15 protein-coding genes are annotated in these 18,911 nt (G+C 52.6%); 10 read left to right on the forward strand and 5 right to left on the reverse strand.

Annotation, left to right across the window (positions count from 1 at the left end; translation table 11 throughout):
- Nucleotides 1-21: 21 nt before the first annotated feature.
- The 5 genes from ACYU8Y_RS19555 to ACYU8Y_RS19575 all read right to left on the reverse strand — a co-directional run bounded on the left by ACYU8Y_RS19555 (nt 22) and on the right by ACYU8Y_RS19575 (nt 6,219).
- A complete protein-coding gene (locus tag ACYU8Y_RS19555; RefSeq protein ID WP_460939754.1) occupies nt 22-1,563 on the reverse strand; it encodes a carboxylesterase/lipase family protein in 1,542 nt (513 codons plus the stop codon).
- A 108-nt stretch (nt 1,564-1,671) separates the two neighbouring features.
- Nucleotides 1,672-2,547, reverse strand: a complete 876-nt coding sequence (locus ACYU8Y_RS19560) for an alpha/beta hydrolase (protein WP_460939755.1) — start codon at nt 2,545-2,547, stop codon at nt 1,672-1,674.
- 68 nt (nt 2,548-2,615) lie between these two features.
- Nucleotides 2,616-3,728, reverse strand: coding sequence for an esterase (locus ACYU8Y_RS19565; protein ID WP_460940326.1), 1,113 nt, complete (start codon nt 3,726-3,728; stop codon nt 2,616-2,618).
- 130 nt (nt 3,729-3,858) lie between these two features.
- Complete coding sequence (locus ACYU8Y_RS19570) at nt 3,859-5,046, reverse strand: esterase (protein WP_460939756.1); 1,188 nt, start codon at nt 5,044-5,046, stop codon at nt 3,859-3,861.
- Nucleotides 5,047-5,175: 129 nt separating this feature from the next.
- Nucleotides 5,176-6,219 carry an N-acetylmuramoyl-L-alanine amidase gene (locus tag ACYU8Y_RS19575; RefSeq protein WP_460939757.1) on the reverse strand — a complete coding sequence of 348 codons (1,044 nt, stop codon included), beginning with the start codon at nt 6,217-6,219 and terminating at the stop codon, nt 5,176-5,178.
- A gap of 637 nt (nt 6,220-6,856) precedes the next feature.
- Between ACYU8Y_RS19575 and ACYU8Y_RS19580 the strand changes: the two genes are divergently transcribed.
- The 10 genes from ACYU8Y_RS19580 to ACYU8Y_RS19625 all read left to right on the forward strand — a co-directional run bounded on the left by ACYU8Y_RS19580 (nt 6,857) and on the right by ACYU8Y_RS19625 (nt 18,900).
- A complete protein-coding gene (locus ACYU8Y_RS19580; RefSeq protein WP_460939758.1) occupies nt 6,857-7,885 on the forward strand; it encodes a sugar kinase in 1,029 nt (342 codons plus the stop codon).
- A 6-nt stretch (nt 7,886-7,891) separates the two neighbouring features.
- Entirely contained in the window at nt 7,892-8,560 is a 669-nt protein-coding gene (locus ACYU8Y_RS19585) for a beta/alpha barrel domain-containing protein (protein WP_460939759.1), read from the forward strand.
- The gene (locus ACYU8Y_RS19590; RefSeq protein WP_460939760.1) at nt 8,557-9,870 is read left to right on the forward strand and encodes an MFS transporter; all 1,314 of its coding nucleotides are present in this window, start codon (nt 8,557-8,559) and stop codon (nt 9,868-9,870) included. Before ACYU8Y_RS19585 ends, ACYU8Y_RS19590 begins: the two co-directional genes overlap by 4 nt.
- 276 nt (nt 9,871-10,146) lie before the next feature.
- Nucleotides 10,147-10,848 carry an NUDIX hydrolase gene (locus ACYU8Y_RS19595; protein ID WP_460939761.1) on the forward strand — a complete coding sequence of 234 codons (702 nt, stop codon included), beginning with the start codon at nt 10,147-10,149 and terminating at the stop codon, nt 10,846-10,848.
- A gap of 152 nt (nt 10,849-11,000) precedes the next feature.
- Nucleotides 11,001-12,635 (forward strand): ribulokinase, encoded by a 1,635-nt coding sequence (locus ACYU8Y_RS19600; RefSeq protein ID WP_460939762.1) that lies wholly within the window; start codon nt 11,001-11,003, stop codon nt 12,633-12,635.
- A gap of 136 nt (nt 12,636-12,771) precedes the next feature.
- Nucleotides 12,772-14,262 carry an L-arabinose isomerase gene (araA, locus tag ACYU8Y_RS19605; RefSeq protein WP_460939763.1) on the forward strand — a complete coding sequence of 497 codons (1,491 nt, stop codon included), beginning with the start codon at nt 12,772-12,774 and terminating at the stop codon, nt 14,260-14,262.
- 130 nt (nt 14,263-14,392) lie between these two features.
- A complete protein-coding gene (locus ACYU8Y_RS19610; protein WP_460939765.1) occupies nt 14,393-15,934 on the forward strand; it encodes an alpha-N-arabinofuranosidase in 1,542 nt (513 codons plus the stop codon).
- A gap of 93 nt (nt 15,935-16,027) precedes the next feature.
- Nucleotides 16,028-16,726, forward strand: coding sequence for an L-ribulose-5-phosphate 4-epimerase (locus ACYU8Y_RS19615; RefSeq protein ID WP_460939766.1), 699 nt, complete (start codon nt 16,028-16,030; stop codon nt 16,724-16,726).
- A gap of 145 nt (nt 16,727-16,871) precedes the next feature.
- Nucleotides 16,872-18,035, forward strand: coding sequence for an aldose epimerase family protein (locus tag ACYU8Y_RS19620; RefSeq protein WP_460939767.1), 1,164 nt, complete (start codon nt 16,872-16,874; stop codon nt 18,033-18,035).
- A 55-nt stretch (nt 18,036-18,090) separates the two neighbouring features.
- Entirely contained in the window at nt 18,091-18,900 is an 810-nt protein-coding gene (locus ACYU8Y_RS19625) for a class I SAM-dependent methyltransferase (protein WP_460939768.1), read from the forward strand.
- The last annotated feature ends 11 nt before the right edge of the window (nt 18,901-18,911 follow it).

The following is an 18,911-nucleotide window of genomic DNA, read 5'->3' on the forward strand; positions in this document are numbered from 1 at the left end:
TGACATTTTTATTCGTCTCATTTAGTTGCCAACCCCATAATACGTTTCCCAAAAAGCGAGTTGTGGCTTGGTTGGTAAGGGAGCACTGCCGATGGTCTTGTCAATAACCATCACCTGTTCAGCGGTTGGGGTATAGGCTGGCCAGTTGGGTAAATTCGTTCCGTTCGGATTACCGGTCTTGGCAAAATTGACCCAGTACGATGACATCACATCGGCGATATTCTGATCGATGGGCTCCCACGGCCGATTGAGCGTATGCAGGTTGTTGTAGGCATACACGATTTCGCCGGAGTGAAACGCACCAAATTGAGATTCCGGCGTGGCTGCGGGAACTTGACGGTTGAAATTATACATGTAAACGGGGGCCTTACCGGTTTTGGCCTGCATTTTGGCCCATGTATAATCCTGAATGCCGAAGGATTCATCCCGATTGCTGTTGCCCTGCGCCTGGGCCGCTTCGGCGTCATTCTGGGCCGGGTAAGCCGCCAGAAAGGCGTCACTTTTATCCGCAAACCGCTTTTTCACCTGTTCCCGGAACGCATCGGCTTTGGCAGGAGGCCCCATCAGTTTGTCGTCCTTGTTCCAGCCAACAATAAGCGGCACATCACTCTGGTGGGCCTTCGCGTAGCTATTCATAATTGGCTCGGGCGTCACGTACCCATCGACAATAGGAGCGCTCAGGCCGCCTTTCGCGTTTTGAATCGCATCGGCGGGCAGCGCCCGAAGTTCACGCAACGAATTCGCATTCAAGGATTTGGCAAAAGTTACCCCCTGTTGTTCCGCACCCTGTAACGTCAGGTTAGGCCGGATCGGACTGATCACGAAGCTACCTCCACTCTCGGCAATAGCCTTCTGGAAAAGTCCCTTGGCGAGTGGTGATGCCGTCAGGAAGTTGACCGCAAATGCTCCTGCCGATTGCCCGGCAATGGTAACGTTGTTGGGGTCACCGCCTAGCGCGGCTATATTCCTCCGAACCCATTGCAACGCGGCAATCATATCGAGCAAGGCATAGTTACCCGATGCGTGATGGCCCGACTCGGCCGACAGCTCGGGATGGGCCAGAAAGCCGAATACGCCAAGCCGGTAGTTGATGTTAACAAACACGACGCCTTTTTTCGCCATGGATTCTCCATCGTAAATGGGGCAGGCACCTCCCCCACTTCGGAACCCACCGCCGGGAATGAAGACGATAACCGGACGTTTTTCGGTAGCCGTTTTGGCTCCCGTCCAGACGTTCAGGTACAGGCAATCTTCGCTGATGGGTTGTTCCGGAATCAGAAACTCCGACGACCAGTACATAAAGGGGGCAGGTTTCGCCTGCATCGGGCTAGGGCCAAATGCCTGACATTTCCGAACATCGCTCCAGCTTGTAACGGGCTGCGGGGCTTTCCACCGCAGATTTCCGACTGGCGGGGCCGCAAACGGGATACCTTTGTAAATTCGGATAGCGCCCGATTTGTTAGTCATTCCTTCGATGCGCCCGTTGTCAGTTTTTACTACCAGCGATTGCCCAACGGTGGTAAGTGAGAGCGTTGTCAAAGCAAGGAAAAAGATTCGTTTCATAAAGAGATGCTGTTTTAACGCTCAATCCAGGGCGCTGCTTTCGTACTGTTTACACAGTTTCAGACTACCGAATTCATTCCGTTCGGAGGGCACCGAAACCGGTGCCTGTCAGGGCATGGCCACACCATTTCCCTTCAAGACTTTATGAAAAAACAACAGATGAGCTGGCAGGGAGTTCTCCCAGTATTCCCAGGTATGTCCGCCGGGATGTTCGGTATAATCGTGGGGCGTCTGATTATAGACGAGCCGCCGATGCAGTTCTCGGTTGGGCTCGATCAGGAAATCGTCAACCCCACAGTCGATGATGATTTTCAGGCCATTGGCTTTGATCTTATCAACCATGTTCACCACCGAATTAACCGCGTACAAATCGGGAGTAGCGACAGCCGGGCCAAGAATACGCTCAAATTGTGGCGTAATCTGTTTGGCAAACTCGGGCGTTATCTTCCAGTTTTTCTTATCTAAATCGACAGCGCCACTCATGCTGCCAGCTGCGCAATACAGGTCCGGATGACGGGCCGATAGGTATAAAGCGCCGTGTCCACCCATACTCAGTCCGCTAATGACCCGTCCTTTACGATCCCGAATGGTCCGGTACGTGTTGTCAATTTTTTCGATAACCTCTTTCGTTATATACGTTTCAAACTGGTTGTCTTTCCGAATAGGACTATCCAGGTAGCCGCTCAGGGTTTCGCCCTCCGGGGTTACGATGATGATGTTATACTGATCGGCCAGGTTTTGCAGGAGCTGTCTATCGGGGGTTTTCGACAGCCAGTCGCTAAAGCGCCCGCCACCACCGTGCAACAGATAGAGTACAGGATAAGTCGCTTTGCCTTTCGCATACGAGTTCGGTAAGACAACGGCCGCCCGCAGATTCTTTTGCATAACCGCCGAAGGAATATCCAGCGAATCGACGTTGGCCCCAATCGACAGAAGCGGGGCGCCGAGCAGGCTTAACAGGAGTACGAGTAACGTTCGTTTCATAAAGGTAAACTACTGGTATAGAGCGGGATGACGCTCTATACCAGCGCATTGAATGGACGAATAGGGTCTTACTTGAACAACAGGGGTACATACTCGTTGAGGTACTGCCGCCAGTTGATCCAGGTATGGCCACCCGTCGTTTCCTTGTACTGGTATTTTATCTTATGCTTATCGAGGAGCGCCAGCGTTTTCTTGTTCGCATCCATCACGAAATCATCTTTACCAATCCCAATCCAGAAGAGTTTCTTGTTTTTATTGAAGGACGCATCATTTAGTACTTTGCTGTATTTTGTTTCTGCTTCGTCGATCGAGGGACCAAAAAAGCCCGAGCTGAACACGCCTACGTAATCGAATAAGTCGGGGCGGGTCAGGCTCACATCGAGTGTCTGGAAACCACCCATCGACAAGCCCGCCAGCGCCCGGTTTTCGCGATTAGGCAAGGTGCGGTACGTTTTCTCCACATACGGCATAACATCTTTCAGGAACTCATTGGCAAACATATCGCGCATGGCGCTCAACCCCTGCATCGGGTCGGTTTGCCCCGTAGCTGGCGGCATGGGCATACTGCCGTTCGGCATCACCACAATCATCGGTTTCGCCTGTCCGGCGGCTAGTAGATTGTCCAGAATAAAGCCGGCACGCCCAACCGTGTTCCAGCCCGAATCATCGTCTCCTCCTCCGTGCAGCAAATAGAAGACCGGGTATTTTCCGTTGCCCTTCTCATAGCCGGGTGGGGTGTACACATGCATTCGGCGCATCCTGTTCAGCGAACCCGATGAATACCAGACTTCCCGGACTTCGCCATGCGGCACAGCCCGGTTGTCCTCAAAAGCCGTTTCAGGACCGGGCACGGCCATCACATTTTCAAGGCTGCTGATGCCCTGCTTGACAACCGGATTTTTCGGATCCATTGTTCGCACCCCATCCACCATCAGCGTGTACGTATAATAATCCGGCCGAAGGGGACCAAGTACGGCTGACCAGACGCCCTGCTCATTCTTAACAAGACTGACGGGTTTGTTGGTTGACAAAAAATCACCGCCAACGGTTACTTCGGTAGCTTTTGGCGCGTAAATCTGAATAGCTACCCGCTTGTCAGCCATCACGTTGGGCGACTTTAGGGTGTCGTTGGGCGTGGGGGTCCGCTGGGGCATTTGGGCCATTGCCCCCGACAGGGCCATTGATGTGCACAGCGCAAGCCCGAAGCCGCGTTTACTGAATTTGATAAGTGGATCAGTGCTTTTCATGAGTAGGAATAAGGGTTAAAGAATTGTACCGATGGCGCCAGACCGGTCTTGCGCCATCGGCAAGCTAGTGGCTAGTCCACAGGTTTGGTAAGAGCCTGTAATACAACAAATGACGCCAGGTACCCCAATCGTGAGCGCCCTCGCCCCCGACGTAATAATCGTGTTTGATGTTGTGCTTCTGGAGCGCTTCGTGCAAGGCAACGGCCCGTTTTCCAATCGTTTCTACTTCGCCAGTGCCCTGCCCGACCAGCAAATAATCGACTTTCTGATTCGCTTTTGGATCGTTCAGAAAGGCCGCGCTTACTTTTTCGGTTTCCAAATCGCCCGCACTTAAAATAGCGAATGAACTGAACAGGTCCAGATTATTGAGGCCGACTAACTGCGTGTGTCGCCCGCCCATCGACAAGCCCGCCAATGCGCGGCCTTTGCGGTCGGCCCGGGTACTGTATGTTTTATCGACAAAAGGCACGATCTGTTTTTTCAACTCGTCTTCCAGTAGCTTGAACGTCTTTTCGGTATGCGCCGGATCACTGCGGTGAACAACCTGATTGTTAGGCATCGCAATCAGCATGGGCACCATTTTACCCTCGGCCAGAAGGTTATCGGCAATGAAATTGGCGCGTCCGTCGAGGCTCCAGCCCGACGCCAGTTCACCGCTGCCGCCCATCAGGTACAACACCGGGTATTTCTTTTTGGGTGAATAGCCGGGGGGCGTGTAAACGTATATCTCCCGTTCGCCGTTGAGTCCATCCGAATGATAAATGTGGCGCGTTACGGCGCCGTGGGGCACAGGCCTGGCATCGTAATAGGCGGGGCCATCTCCCTGAACGACCACATTACTGTAGCCCGGCTGGTCGTTGAAACCCGTGAGGGTATTATTCGGGTCGACGACCTGTACGCCGTCAATGATGAATTTATAAACGTAAATATCCGGCTTGACCGGGCCGACCGTCACCGACCAGAGTCCGTTGTCGTCTTTCTGAAACGAGATAGGATCCTTCACGTTCAACGCCAGCAGCAGCGGACCGCCCGTCAACATAACCGACTTAACGTCAGGCGCTTTTAGCCGAAAAGTGATCGTGTGATCGTCACGGACATCGGGTGAGATAACAGTCGCCCCGAAGGGCAGCAGGTTCTGCGTGTTTTTCTGAGGATTCCAGTCCAGATTGACGTGCGCCTGTTGCGCCTGCACCCAGTGATTACCCGTCAGCAACAACGCCGTCAGCAGGCAGTTTACCCAATTTATAGCCATCCGTTTTTCTTTGTGTCAAAAATACACAAGGTTCTGATACGTAAAGCCGGATGCCTTAAAAAATTGTAAATTTATCAGGACTATTTATCACCATTTAATGGCTGATGATCCGTTCAGATGGGTAGCTCATCACTTCCTGTAATCGACCAGCATCCCCTGGCAAAGCCAGTTGGCCAGGGCCTGACGGTTCTCCGCCAGCAGAAACCGACGCTGATCGAGTTGGTTCTGAATGTTGCCCAACTCGATAAAAACCGTCGGTGCCTGACTATTTCTAATTACGTACAGACTCCCTCGACTGCTTACCCGGCCCATGTAAGGCCGCGCCGGTCGGTAGCGCTTATAATTGGTTTGGAACATTCGATGAATATTCCGGGCTAAGCGCAATCCAACTTTACTTTGGGGGTGATGGTAAAAAAAGACATCAATCGTCTCTCCCCTGCTTCGGCTGTCAACGTGGATCGTCACAAACCGCTGGTACCGCTCCTTATGACGGGCAAACTGCCGATTGACAGCCGTGGTCGTTTGCCGAAGCCGGGTTGTTTGATCAAGGGGAATGGCCTGATTGGGGTAAGCCCGTTCATCGTAGTCGATAGGAAGCACGGCACCATCGCGAATACCATCATTATGGTCCTGTACGATCATGTAGACCGTAGCGCCATGCTGAATGAGTACCCTAGCCAGCCGGATCGTGACATCATACGCATACTCGTCTTCGGGCAGGCGCTGAGAACCGTACTTGCCAATGGCCCCCGGATCGGGCCCGCCATGACCGGACGCCAAGTAGTAGACTGCCCCACTGAGCTGGTTATCCAGTATGGGTATGGTAGCATACCGACGCCCCATAATAGCCAGGGTTTTACTCACCGTCCGAATGGTCGTTTTCGCTGCTCGCCGGGCCGATTTAGCGGAAGTTGCGGCCGGACGGCCTTTTTTAACAGTCCGCGCCGAGTGCCTGGTCTTCGTCCGGGCTGACTGGCGTTTGGCAGACTTCTTCGGACGAGCTTTCCGACCCGTTGTTTTTTTTGGCTGCGGTTTAGTATTGACCCGTTTAACGGAACCTGCTTTCGGATCGGACCAGGCGACTGGTTTATTGATCGGCAACACGTCTGCGTCGTTCGGGAAGGCAGCGCCGAAGGAAAGCAGGTAAACGAAAATAGTGGTGAATAAATACAATGGACTCGTCTTACTAAGGAATCTTCTTTAAAATAAAAATGGGGTCTCCCAACCGAATCTACAGACGGTCAAAACCACGTCCGTTATTACCAGAACGCTGGACTTAAGTAACCTAGCCGCTACTGCCCCTGGCTTTGGCAACGATTTCTGCTTACGCATTCCCTACTACGGCCGGTTCGTCTGTCTCTCAGCCTGATGGTACAGAACAGGTCAGGCTGAAAAAATCATATCGGGAAAATACAAAATTTGAATCGGCAAAAGTAGCCTGTTTTTATAGGATTAGCCAGCAGAGCCCTAGCCCCTACGATAAGAATCTACGGTGAAGAGGAAAGTCGGCAACGTTCCCGATAACGTTTGCGGGAAAAAATAAAGCGCAACGCTTCTATATCCAAACTAGCGTGCTTACACTTACGAGGAGTAGCCGGTTCAGAGACAATGCGCCGAAACAGATCGTTTCCCAAAAAAAGACAATTCAACAACCTATTCTATCCTATATACCCATTACGTTGGCCCAATTGGGTAGTTTTTTACCGGATGAATGGGTATGAAACGGGCGACAACTGCTCTGGTTGATATAAACGTATAGTGTCGGTTTAGGACCCTATTCACCGACTAGTTCATTGCCCTATTACTATTTATGACCAAAATTTCCTGCTTCGGCGAATTATTATTACGCTTTTCACCCGTTGCTCATGGAGAATGGATTCGGCACGGAGCAATGCCGGTCTTTGTGGGTGGTGCCGAACTGAACGTTGCCACCGCCCTGTCCAACTGGGGGCTCCCCGTTAAATACAGTACTGTTTTGCCCGTAAACACCCTAGCCGATGACATCATCGACTACGTAGACAGCAAAGGCATCGACACATCGGGCATTGTTCGATTTGGACAACGGGTGGGTAGTTATTACCTGCCACAGGGAACCGACCTCAAAAACGCGGGGGTGATTTATGACCGTGCCCATTCGTCGTTCTCTGAACTTTCGCCCGGCAAGGTCGACTGGAACGACCTGCTCGCCGATACGGCCTGGCTACATGTTAGTGCCATCAGTCCGGCCTTAAGTGCTGATGTGGCTGCGGCCTGCCGGGAATTGATGGTGACGGCTTCGGCCAAAGGAATTACCATTTCGATTGATTTGAACCATCGGGCGCGGCTCTGGCAATATGGGATGGCTCCCACTGACGTTATGCCCGGTCTGGTAGAATACTGTGATGTTGTGATGGGCAACATATGGGCCGCCAACGCCTTGCTGGGAATTCCGGTCGATGAACATATCCACGCCAAAGGGCAGCAGGCCGACTACCTGGCCCATGCGCAAGCCACTTCAGAAGCTATTCAACAGCAGTTCCCGCGGTGCAGAGTGGTCGCGAATACCTTTCGATTCGATACGCATCCAACGGGCCTCCGCTATTATACAACCCTGTTCACCGAGGGCCAGCAAGTGGTCTCCCCCGAATTACTGACGGATTCGGTCATTGACCGGGTCGGCAGTGGCGACTGTTTCATGGCGGGCCTGATCTACGGCCTGTATCACCAGCATCCTCCTCAGCAAGTCGTTACGTTCGCGGCAGAAGCTGCCTTCGGGAAGTTACAGGAGTTAGGGGACGCTACCGCCCAATCCGTTACCGATATAACCAACAGAATTTACGCATTAACCCCATTATCCTAACTTATTATGGCAGCATTCACTCCCGACAAAATCCTTGAACTAGTTAGTAGTCATCCGATTGTACCGGTATTTTATCATCCCGACGGGGCTCATGCGCAGGCTATTGTCCAGGCCTGCTACGATGGTGGGTTGCGGGCGTTTGAGTTTACGAACCGGGGCGACATGGCTCTGTCCGTCTTTACGGACCTGGTCCAGTATGTCCGCAAAAACTGCCCCGATATGGCCATGGGAATCGGTACCATTCTGACGCCCGAAGACGCGGAACGGTTTCTGGATGCGGGGGCTGACTTCGTCGTGCAACCCGTTACCACAGCTGCCGTCGGTGACGTTTGTCGGGCACGGGGTGTTTCCTGGATGCCAGCGGGTTCGACGCTGAACGAAATATACCAGGCAACGCAACTGGGTGCGGATCTGGTTAAAGTATTTCCGGGCAACGTTGTCGGACCTGATTTCATTAAGGCGATCAAGGGACCGATGCCCGGCCTGAAATTAATGGTGACGGGGGGGGTTGAACCCACAATCGACAGCCTGTCGGCCTGGTTCCGGTCGGGGGTCACGGCCGTGGGGATTGGCTCACAACTGTTTTCTGGTCAGGCGGCCTCGCCCGATGCCCTGCGCGACCGGATAGCTTCGTTGGTTAAACTTGTGGCCACCTTGCTACCGAAGTCCCTATGAACAAACCCGTTGGAAATTATCGCTGGACTATTGTTGCGCTTCTCTTTTTCGCGACGACCATCAATTACCTCGACCGGCAGGTGGTGGGGTTACTGAAGCCAACACTGGAAAAGGAATTTACCTGGTCGGAGCTGGATTACAGTCGCATCGTGCAGGTTTTTTCGGCGGCTTATGCCATTGGGCTACTCATTTTTGGCCGGTTCATCGACCGCATTGGCACAAAAATGGGCTACTCCATCGCCATTGTTTTCTGGAGTCTGGCGGCAATGGGTCACGCCCTGGCAACCAGTACCCTTGGCTTTATTTTTGCCCGTATTGGATTAGGACTGGGCGAAGCAGGCAATTTTCCGGCGGCTATCAAAACGGTAGCCGAATGGTTCCCCAAAAAGGAACGGGCGCTGGCAACGGGCATTTTTAATTCGGGAGCCAACATCGGAGCGGTCGTCGCCCCTATTCTTGTGCCTTGGATTTTAGGCGTTTACGGCTGGCAGATGGCCTTCATCGTGACCGGGGCGGTTGGGTTTGTCTGGCTGGTGATCTGGTATATTACCTACGAAATACCCGCGAAACAGGCCAAGCTCTCCAAAACGGAGTTCGATTACATACACAGCGACAATGAAACGACGCCCGATGAGCTTGCCGATCACGGAAAGCCCGTATCCTGGGGCAAGTTGCTGAGCGTTCGCCAAACGTGGGCCTTCGTTTTCGGCAAAATGCTCACCGATCCCATCTGGTGGTTTTTTCTGTTCTGGCTGCAGGATTACTTCTCGACAACGTTCCACCTCGACACCAAAAAACCTAACCTTTACCTGGCGGTACTCTACACGCTGGTCAGTATTGGCAGCATCGGTGGTGGGTATCTGTCGTCAGCGCTGATTAGCCGGGGCTGGAGCGTCTGGAAAGCCCGCAAAACGTCCATGCTCATCTTCGCCCTACTGGTTATTCCGGTCATTGCCGTGCGTTTCGGCCCCGACATCTGGACCACCGTAGCCCTGATCGGTCTGGCAGGTGCCGCTCACCAGGCCTGGAGTGCCAACATCTTTACAACGGCTTCCGACATGTTTCCCAAACGGGCTGTTAGCTCCGTGGTGGGCATCGGAAGTATGGCCGGATCGGTTGGTGGTATCATCTTCCCTGAACTAGTCGGCCGGATTCTGGATAGTTATAAACGGGCGGGTGACGTGCAGAGCGGCTACGGAATTATTTTTTTGATGTGCGGCTCGGCCTATTTGCTGGCCTGGCTGATCATGCACCTGCTGGCCCCCAAAATGCAGCCCGTAGCGCTGGGCCAGTCGGAGTCAGTCGTATAGTTCTCAGGTTAATTTCTACCTGGCAGCGTCAGTAGGTTTGACAAAAGATTCTTTTATAATTAAGTAGATACGCAAAACAGAAATAGATTTGAACCATAGAGGCACCAAGTACGCAGAGATAGAAAAGGTTGACGTTTAGTTCTCTGTGTACTCGGTGCCTCTATGGTTAATACATTTGCGCGATCACCTGTTTAGCAGGCACATAGTACTGTCTCAACCGATACGGCGACCTGCTACATTGATCAGGATAACTAGTTATATCTTCAGCAACGGCGAATGATTCATTATACACACCCCAATCGGATTCTGGTTGCCCTGGACTGTATCATCTTCGGGTACGATGGCGAACAACTGAAGCTGTTGCTCATCAAACGTAACATGGAGCCCGAACAGGGTCGATGGTCGCTGATGGGTGGGTTTTTACACGACAACGAAGACCTTGAAGCCGCTGCCCAGCGTATTTTATACGACCTCACCGGCCTGGCCAATACCTACCTCGAACAACTTCAGACCTTTGGGGCCGTAGCCCGCGACCCGGTTGAACGGACTATATCGGTTGTTTACTACGCGCTGGTCAACATTCAGGATCAGGACATTCATGCAATCCGGGCGCACAACGCTTCCTGGGTAAATCTGGAGGAGAAGCCGAACCTGATTTTCGACCATGATGCGATGGTCGAACAGGCGCTTCATCGGCTGCGCTACAAGGCCGCGCTACACGCCATCGGCTTTGAACTCCTGCCCGAAAAGTTTACCATTCCCCAACTTCAAAAGGTGTACGAGGCCATTTACACCAAACAGCTGGACCGGCGAAATTTCAGTCGAAAAATCCTATCAACCGACCTGCTGATTGGTACGGGCGAGAAAGACACGACATCAGTGACCAAGAAAGGACAATTGTATCGGCTCAATACAGCGAAGTACCAGGAATACCTGACAGACTACGTAAGCTTCTTCCCCGAGCTAACCCTTTCCTGATAGAATTAGAAAAATAATCACGTTTTCTCATGGAAATAGTCTAAGAATGCGCTAGTATTGTGTCAGACAAACACCATTCATAAAAAATTATCTCCCATTCAACCGCATACGCTGACAAGCCTGTTCGTCAGTCTGATGAATCAACCTTAGCAATGAACAACTCTTACGTTATTGGCGTGGATTTTGGCAGCGACTCGGTCCGAGCGCTGGTGGTCAACACCCAAACCGGCGAACCAATTGGCACCCACGTTCATGAATATACCCGCTGGAAACAAGGCCTGTATTGTGATCCCGCCAGTTCCCAATTTCGGCAGCACCCCCTCGATTATCTCGAAGGGCTGACCGAAACAATCAATGGGGCTTTAGCGGGCGTTTCCGACGAGATCCGGAAACAGGTAGTCGGTATATCCATCGATACGACGGGTTCCACGCCCGGTCCGGTAGACGAAACGGGTCTGCCATTGGCCCTGCGCCCCGATTTTGCCGAGAATCCGAATGGCATGTTTATTCTGTGGAAAGACCATACGGCCAACGCCGAAGCGGAAGAAATCAATACACTGGCGCACCATTGGGATGTCGACTACACCAAGTATGTAGGCGGTATTTATTCGTCGGAATGGTTTTGGGCCAAAATTCTGCGTACGCTGCGCGTCGACGAAGCCGTTCGGCAACACGCTTTTTCGTGGGTTGAACATTGCGATTGGATATCGGCCGTACTCACAGGGAATACGAACCCATTGACCATTCGGCGCTCACGTTGCGCGGCTGGCCATAAAGCACTCTGGCATAGCGAATTCGACGGGTTACCATCCGACGAATTTCTAACCAAACTTGACCCGCTACTCGGTGGCTTACGGAAACATCTATTCACGGACACCTACACGTCAGACCTGCCGGTAGGCAATCTTTCGGCTGAATGGGCGGCTAAACTGGGCCTTTCGACCAGTGTGGTGATTGGTGTAGGTGCCTTCGATGCCCATATGGGTGCTATTGGTGCCGAAATCGAACCGTACGCGTTTGTGCGGATCATCGGTACGTCGACCTGTGACATTCTGATGGCCCCCAATCAGGAAATCGGGCATCGCCTGATTCGGGGCATATGCGGTCAGGTCGATGGCTCCGTAGTACCGGGGATGCTGGGTCTGGAAGCGGGCCAGTCGGCATTTGGCGACTTGTATGCCTGGTTTGCCCGCCTGATTACGGGACCCGTCCGCGACCTGCTCGGCAACGAAGCCGCCGACACCCTGAGCCGCCAGCTTATTCCGCATTTATCGGCGCAGGCGGCCAAACTACCGGTTACCTCAACCGACCTTATTGCGCTGGACTGGATCAACGGTCGCCGGACACCCGACGCGAATCACACACTCAAGGCCGCCATCTCGGGCTTAAACCTTGGTACCGATGCCCCCAAAGTATTTAAAGCGCTGGTGGAAGCAACGGCCTTCGGTTCCCGCAGCATCGTTGATCGCTTTATTGAGGAAGGCGTCCCGATCAAAAAAGTCATTGCCATTGGCGGAGTCGCCAAAAAATCAGCCTTTGTCATGCAAACCCTCGCCGATGTGCTGAATAAGCCCATCCAGGTCGCCAGCGCCGATCAGGCCTGTGCGCTGGGAGCAGCCATGTGCGCATCTGTAGCGGCCGGTGTCCATCCGACGATGGAGGCTGCCCAGCAGGCTATGGGTTCCGGCTTCGACGCCGAATACCATCCCCGCCCAGCGTACGTGGCTATCTACGAACTGCTTTATCAAAAGTACCTGACCCTGGGCGCCTTCGTCGAAGGACAATGAGTAGTCGTGCGGTCAGTTTCTTAAAACTGCATGACCAATCAGAACCGGTAGGTTTTGAGAAACCTCGCTTGTCAGTTTTAAGAAACTGACCGCACAACAAAAACTGGCGACCCATTAAACACAACATTTTTCACTAATGCTTGATCTGAAACAGTTTGACATTTGGTTCGTTACGGGGAGCCAGCATTTATACGGTGAAGAGACGCTACGTCAGGTAGCGGAACATTCCCAAATCATCGCCCAATCGTTCGATACGTCGGCGACTATTCCGGTACGGGTCGTTTACAAACCCGTTGTCAAAACACCGGATGAAATTTATGCGATCTGCCAGGAGGCCAATGTAGCGCCTAATTGTGTAGGCATTATCACCTGGATGCATACGTTTTCGCCCGCTAAAATGTGGATTCGGGGGCTGTCCGTGCTCAAAAAGCCACTTCTTCACCTGCATACCCAATTCAATCGCGACATTCCCTGGAGCACCATCGACATGGACTTTATGAACCTCAACCAGTCGGCTCACGGCGACCGGGAGTTTGGTTTCATAATGTCCCGGATGCGCCTGAACCGGAAAATTGTGGTGGGCTATTGGGAGCAGGACGATGTGCTGGCCAACATAGCCGACTGGTGTCGCGTATCGGTGGCGGCCTATGAACTGAAGACGATGAAGGTCGTTCGCTTCGGCGATAATATGCGTCAGGTAGCCGTTACGGATGGCGATAAAGTGGCGGCTGAAATAACCTTCGGCATGTCGGTGAACACGCATGGCATTGGCGATCTGGTCGCGGTTATCAATCAGATAGCAGACGGCGAGATTGACCAGTTGGTGACCGAATACGCCGATACCTACACGCTGATGGATTCACTGCTGCGGGGCGGGGCTCAGCATGGCTCCCTCCGGGATGCGGCCAAGATCGAACTGGGGTTACGGGCTTTCCTGAAAGACGGCAATTTTTCTGCGTTTACGGATACGTTCGAAGATCTCCACGGCATGGCCCAGCTACCCGGCATTGCGGCTCAGCGGTTGATGGCCGATGGGTACGGCTTTGCGGGGGAAGGCGACTGGAAAACGGCGGCAATGGTCCGTACGCTGAAGGTGATGGCGGCCGGCCTCAAGGGTGGTAACTCCTTTATGGAAGACTACACCTATCATTTTGATCCGTCGAATCCACTGGTACTGGGTTCGCACATGCTGGAAATATGCCCATCCATTGCGGCCCATAAACCCACCTGCGAAATTCATCCGCTGGGTATTGGCGGCAAAGCGGACCCCGTTCGGCTGGTGTTCAATGCCCCTGCGGGCCCGGCCATCAACGTGTCGTTGATCGATATGGGCAATCGCTTCCGGCTGCTGGTCAATGAAGTCGAAGCGATTGATGTACCGGAAGCGCTCCCCAAACTACCCGTAGCCCGCGCGATCTGGAAGCCCAGGCCCGACATGCAAACGGGCTGTGCGGCCTGGATTCTGGCCGGGGGTGCCCACCATACGGTGTACAGTCAAAACCTCACGACGGATCATATTGAGGACTTCGCCGATATTTTCGGGGTCGAACTGGTCGTCATCGACCAGCACACGAACCTGCGCCAGTTAAAGAATGAATTACGCTGGAGCGAAGGGTACTATAAATAAAGAGCGAAAGGGTGAATGAGCGTTTCACTCATTCGTTGGTCCCGTGGTCTGGGCGTTCCGATCTCCGTGACCACGGAACCAACCATGTGCTTAGTCAATAAGCGAAAGCATTTTCATAACTAAGATCAATATGAAAAAACAATTCCTTACCCTTGCCCTCGCCTGTTTTGCCCTCGGTGCATCGGCACAAAACAAAGTGACGATCAATACCGGTGACGGAAAAACGATCATCAGCAGGCACATTTACGGCCACTTTGCCGAACACCTGGGGCGCAGTATTTATGATGGCTTCTATGTAGGCGAAAACAACACGAAAATCCCCAACAAAAACGGGGTTCGACTCGATGTTGTCAGCGCCCTGAAGAAGCTCAAAATTCCCAATCTTCGCTGGCCGGGCGGCTGTTTTGCCGATACGTACCACTGGAAAGATGGCATCGGGCCGAAAGCGAAACGGCCCAAGATCGTCAATACCTGGTGGGGTGGCGTTACGGAAGATAACAGCTTTGGCACTCACGATTTTCTGAATATGTGCGAACTGCTGGGAACTGAGCCGTATCTGGCAGGAAACGTTGGCAGCGGAACCGTACAGGAATTGTCGGAATGGGTCCAATATGTCAACTTCGAGAAGAACAGCCCCATGTCAAACCTGCGTCAGCAAAATGGCCGACAGATACCCTGGAATGTCAAATATTGGGGAGTAGCCAACGAAGCCTGGGGTTGCGGAGGTAACATGAAACCAGATTTTTACGCCAACCTGTATCGCCAGTATAGCACCTTTATGAACCCTGTGGTGGGTAAAGGGAAGATTTTCCGCATCGCGTCGGGAGCCAGCGACAATGACTACAACTGGACCGAAACGCTAATGAAAAATATTCCCTCAACCATGATGGAAGGGCTGGCCATGCACCACTACTCTGTACTGTCATGGGGCGAAGGCAAGAAAAGCTCCGCCACCCAGTTTACCGATACGGAGTACTTCAAAACGATGCAGCAGGCCTTGTTAATGGACGAACTGATCGAGAAACATTCGGCCGTTATGGACAAGTACGATCCGGAGAAAAAAATTGCGCTGATCGTCGATGAATGGGGCGGCTGGTACAACGTTGAGCCGGGCACCAACCCAGGCTTTCTGTATCAGCAAAACACCATGCGCGATGCCGTGCTGGCCGGAGCAACGCTCAATATTTTCCACAAACATGCCGAACGCGTCCGCATGGCGAATCTGGCGCAGGCGATCAACGTATTGCAGGCGGTCATCCTGACCAAAGGCGACAAAATTCTGCTGACGCCTACGTACCACGTCCTCGAAATGTACAATGTGCACCAGGACGCAACCCTACTGCCGGTAAGTGTCAAATCTGACGACTTTACGTTTGAAAAAGATAAGCTTCCTGCCGTTTCGGTCTCGGCCTCCCGCGATAAAGCCGGTAAGGTTCACATTTCGCTCGTCAACATCGACCCAACCAAACCACAGGAAGTTTCGGTGGATTTGAAAGGCCTGAAGGCGGCTGGCGTAACCGGCCGAATTTTAACTTCTGCCAACGTACGCGATCATAACACCTTCGAGAACCTGACCAAAATCAAACCAGCCGCCTTTACGGGTGCCAAATTAAACGGCGATGACTTAACGGTAAGTCTGCCCCCGGTATCGGTGGTCGTGCTGGAACTTTAATTTTGAATGATAGAGTGAATGAATGATAGAATACCACAAGGCAATCCATTCATTCATTCTATCATTCTATCATTCTATCATTCAAAATTTATTATGTACACATCCCTAAAAGAAGAATGTTACGAGGCCAACATGCAGCTCCCCAAACTGGGGCTCGTGCTGTTCACGTTTGGCAACGTCAGCGCGGTTGACCGCGAGCAGGCCGTATTTGCCATTAAGCCCAGCGGGGTGCCGTATGAGAAACTGACAGCCGATGACATAGTGATCTGTGATTATGACGGTAAGGTAGTCGAAGGGCAGTTACGGCCATCATCGGATACGAAAACGCATGCGCTGCTCTATAAGACCTGGCACACCATCGGTGGCATTGCGCATACGCACAGCACACATGCGGTTGCCTGGGCGCAGGCGGGCCTGGACATCCCCATTTTCGGGACCACCCACGCCGATCACACGCACCAGGATATTCCCTGTGCACCTGCCCTCACCGACGAGATGATCCAGGGAGACTATGAACACGAAACGGGGCATCAGATTTTCAACTGTTTTGCGGAGAAAGGTCTGGTCAATACCGAGATGGAAATGGTCTTGCTGCAAAACCACGGCCCGTTTACCTGGGGGAAATCCGCCGAGAAAGCCGTATATAATTCTGCGGTTCTTGAAGAACTGGCTCGGATGGCCTACCTCACGCTTCAGATCAACCCCAATACTCCCCGCATCAAGGATACACTGCGGCTGAAACACTACGAACGGAAACACGGAAAAAACGCCTACTACGGGCAGGGTTGCTGATCGCTATAGTATGAATACCCGCAACCATTCTTTACGTACTGAATGCGCTACCGTTTGAATTGTCCCGGCGTTCGTGGGGTAAAACGAGTGTATTTCGGTCGAACCAATGTATTGCTCTGGCATAATCCTTAAATCTTAATCGTTCATGAAGCTTCTGCCTCAACTTTTATCGCTGGCCCTGTTGACTAGTTGTTTAACTATGACCTCCTGCTCCTCCAAAAAAGAAAATCAATCCGACGAGAAAAAGCCGGGTATCGAAAAAGCAATTTATGGCAAGCTACCCGATGGCCGGGAGGCCGATCTGTATACGCTGACCAATGCGTCGGGCATGACAGCCCAGATAACTAATTACGGCGGGATCATCGTAGGCTTGAAAACACCCGACAAGGACGGCAAATTTGAGGACGTCACGCTGGGGCTGGACTCGTTATCCTCTTACGTAAAAAATAATCCGTTTTTTGGCGCCCTGGTTGGCCGCTATGGCAACCGCATTGCCAAAGGGAAATTTACGCTCGACGGCAAAACGTATAACCTGTTTATCAATAACATGGGAAACCACCTGCACGGCGGCAAAGTAGGTTTCGATAAAGTACTCTGGACAGCCACACCGGTTGAAGGTGATGAACCTGCTCTCAAACTGGCCTACACCGCTAAAGATGGCGAAGAAGGCTACCCTGGCAACCTGTCGGTTGAAGTCACATACACATTGCAGAAAGACAATGCGCTGAAAATCGACTACAAGGCAACCACCGACAAGCCAACGGTCGTTAACCTGACCAACCACACCTATTTCAACCTGACGGGTGGTGCCAAACGCGATATTCTCGATCACGTCGTAACCCTCAACGCAGACAAGTTCATCGCTGTCGATCAAACCCTGATTCCGACGGGCGAACTGAAGCCAGTAGCGGGTACCCCTTTCGATTTCCTGAAGCCAACAGTGGTAGGCGCTCGCATCAACGACTCAACCGACACGCAGATCAAATACGGCGGTGGGTATGATCACGGCTGGGTTCTGAACGGTCCGGCCAACGAGCTGAAACTGGCCGCAACGGTATACGAACCCACCAGCGGGCGCGTTATGGAGGTTCGCACAACCGAACCAGCCGTGCAGTTCTATACCGGCAATTTTCTGAATGGACAGGTAGTTGGTCGGGAAGGGTTCGCGTATAAAAAACGCTACGCGCTCTGCCTGGAAACCGAACATTATCCGGATTCCCCCAACCATCCGGCCTTCCCGACCACTGAGTTGAAGCCGGGTCAAACCTACAAGACCACAACGATTTATCAATTCTCCACGAAGAAGTAATAGCAATACAAAAACGGGTCGTGTAAAAAACGACCCGTTTTTGTATCCCGTATTTATGGCTGATCAATCCCTTACTGACCGGGCGAAGATGCCGGTTGCCCACAACCCCGTTCTGGAGCGTAGAACCGTCGAGAACGCTAACCGCAACTTGCTCACCTACTTACGACCGGGCCTGACTGTGCTCGATGTAGGTTGCGGATCGGGCGCTATTACGCGTAGCATCGCCGAAAAAACCGGCGCTACGGGTCGCGTGCTTGGCATCGACCCGAGCCCATCCCTGATTGAGCAGGCAACGCAACAGTCGCGTACAATCCCCGGCTTGGCTTTTCAGCAAGCCGATGTGTACTCGTTTGATACGGTTGAGCGATTCGACCTGGTAACCTGCGCCCGGACGCTCCAATGGCTGGCCCAGCCCGAAGCGGCCCTCCTTAACATGAAACGGTTTGTGAAACCGGGCGGTTATCTGGCCATTCTTGATTTCAACCATGAGAAAATTGCCTGGACACCCGAACCGCCCAACGCCATGAAACTCTTTTACGATGCCTTTCTACGCTGGCGGCAGGATGCGGGTTTCGATAACGCCATCGCCGATAACCTTCAGGAACTGATGTACGGTATCGGCTTTCCTACGGTACAGGTAACCGAACAGGTTGAGCGAACGCAACGGAGCGAACCTGATTTTAGCGTATCCAGCCGCTTATGGGCAGAAGTAGCCGAACTGCGCGGGCCTCAACTGGTAGATGCCGGGTATATTAGCGAAAGCCAGCGTCTGCAAGCCATTACGGAGTACGACCACTGGATTGCGACCGTCGGGGAGTCGATGACTGTTTATTTATTAGCCGTCGAAGCGCAGCAGCCTGCATGAGTCCTGTTTTC

The sequence above is a fragment of the Spirosoma humi genome, assembly GCF_054776575.1.

What these genes read in the sequence shown, in the direction of transcription:
- araA (WP_460939763.1), top strand. Translation starts at nt 12,772, where the DNA reads ATGCTTGATCTGAAACAGTTTGACATTTGGTTCGTTACGGGGAGCCAG.
- ACYU8Y_RS19580 (WP_460939758.1), top strand. Translation starts at nt 6,857, where the DNA reads ATGACCAAAATTTCCTGCTTCGGCGAATTATTATTACGCTTTTCACCC.
- ACYU8Y_RS19565 (WP_460940326.1), bottom strand. Translation starts at nt 3,728, where the DNA reads ATGGCCCTGTCGGGGGCAATGGCCCAAATGCCCCAGCGGACCCCCACG.
- ACYU8Y_RS19615 (WP_460939766.1), top strand. Translation starts at nt 16,028, where the DNA reads ATGTACACATCCCTAAAAGAAGAATGTTACGAGGCCAACATGCAGCTC.
- ACYU8Y_RS19555 (WP_460939754.1), bottom strand. Translation starts at nt 1,563, where the DNA reads ATGAAACGAATCTTTTTCCTTGCTTTGACAACGCTCTCACTTACCACC.
- ACYU8Y_RS19610 (WP_460939765.1), top strand. Translation starts at nt 14,393, where the DNA reads ATGAAAAAACAATTCCTTACCCTTGCCCTCGCCTGTTTTGCCCTCGGT.
- ACYU8Y_RS19620 (WP_460939767.1), top strand. Translation starts at nt 16,872, where the DNA reads ATGAAGCTTCTGCCTCAACTTTTATCGCTGGCCCTGTTGACTAGTTGT.
- ACYU8Y_RS19625 (WP_460939768.1), top strand. Translation starts at nt 18,091, where the DNA reads ATGGCTGATCAATCCCTTACTGACCGGGCGAAGATGCCGGTTGCCCAC.
- ACYU8Y_RS19585 (WP_460939759.1), top strand. Translation starts at nt 7,892, where the DNA reads ATGGCAGCATTCACTCCCGACAAAATCCTTGAACTAGTTAGTAGTCAT.
- ACYU8Y_RS19600 (WP_460939762.1), top strand. Translation starts at nt 11,001, where the DNA reads ATGAACAACTCTTACGTTATTGGCGTGGATTTTGGCAGCGACTCGGTC.
- ACYU8Y_RS19570 (WP_460939756.1), bottom strand. Translation starts at nt 5,046, where the DNA reads ATGGCTATAAATTGGGTAAACTGCCTGCTGACGGCGTTGTTGCTGACG.
- ACYU8Y_RS19560 (WP_460939755.1), bottom strand. Translation starts at nt 2,547, where the DNA reads ATGAAACGAACGTTACTCGTACTCCTGTTAAGCCTGCTCGGCGCCCCG.
- ACYU8Y_RS19590 (WP_460939760.1), top strand. Translation starts at nt 8,557, where the DNA reads ATGAACAAACCCGTTGGAAATTATCGCTGGACTATTGTTGCGCTTCTC.
- ACYU8Y_RS19595 (WP_460939761.1), top strand. Translation starts at nt 10,147, where the DNA reads ATGATTCATTATACACACCCCAATCGGATTCTGGTTGCCCTGGACTGT.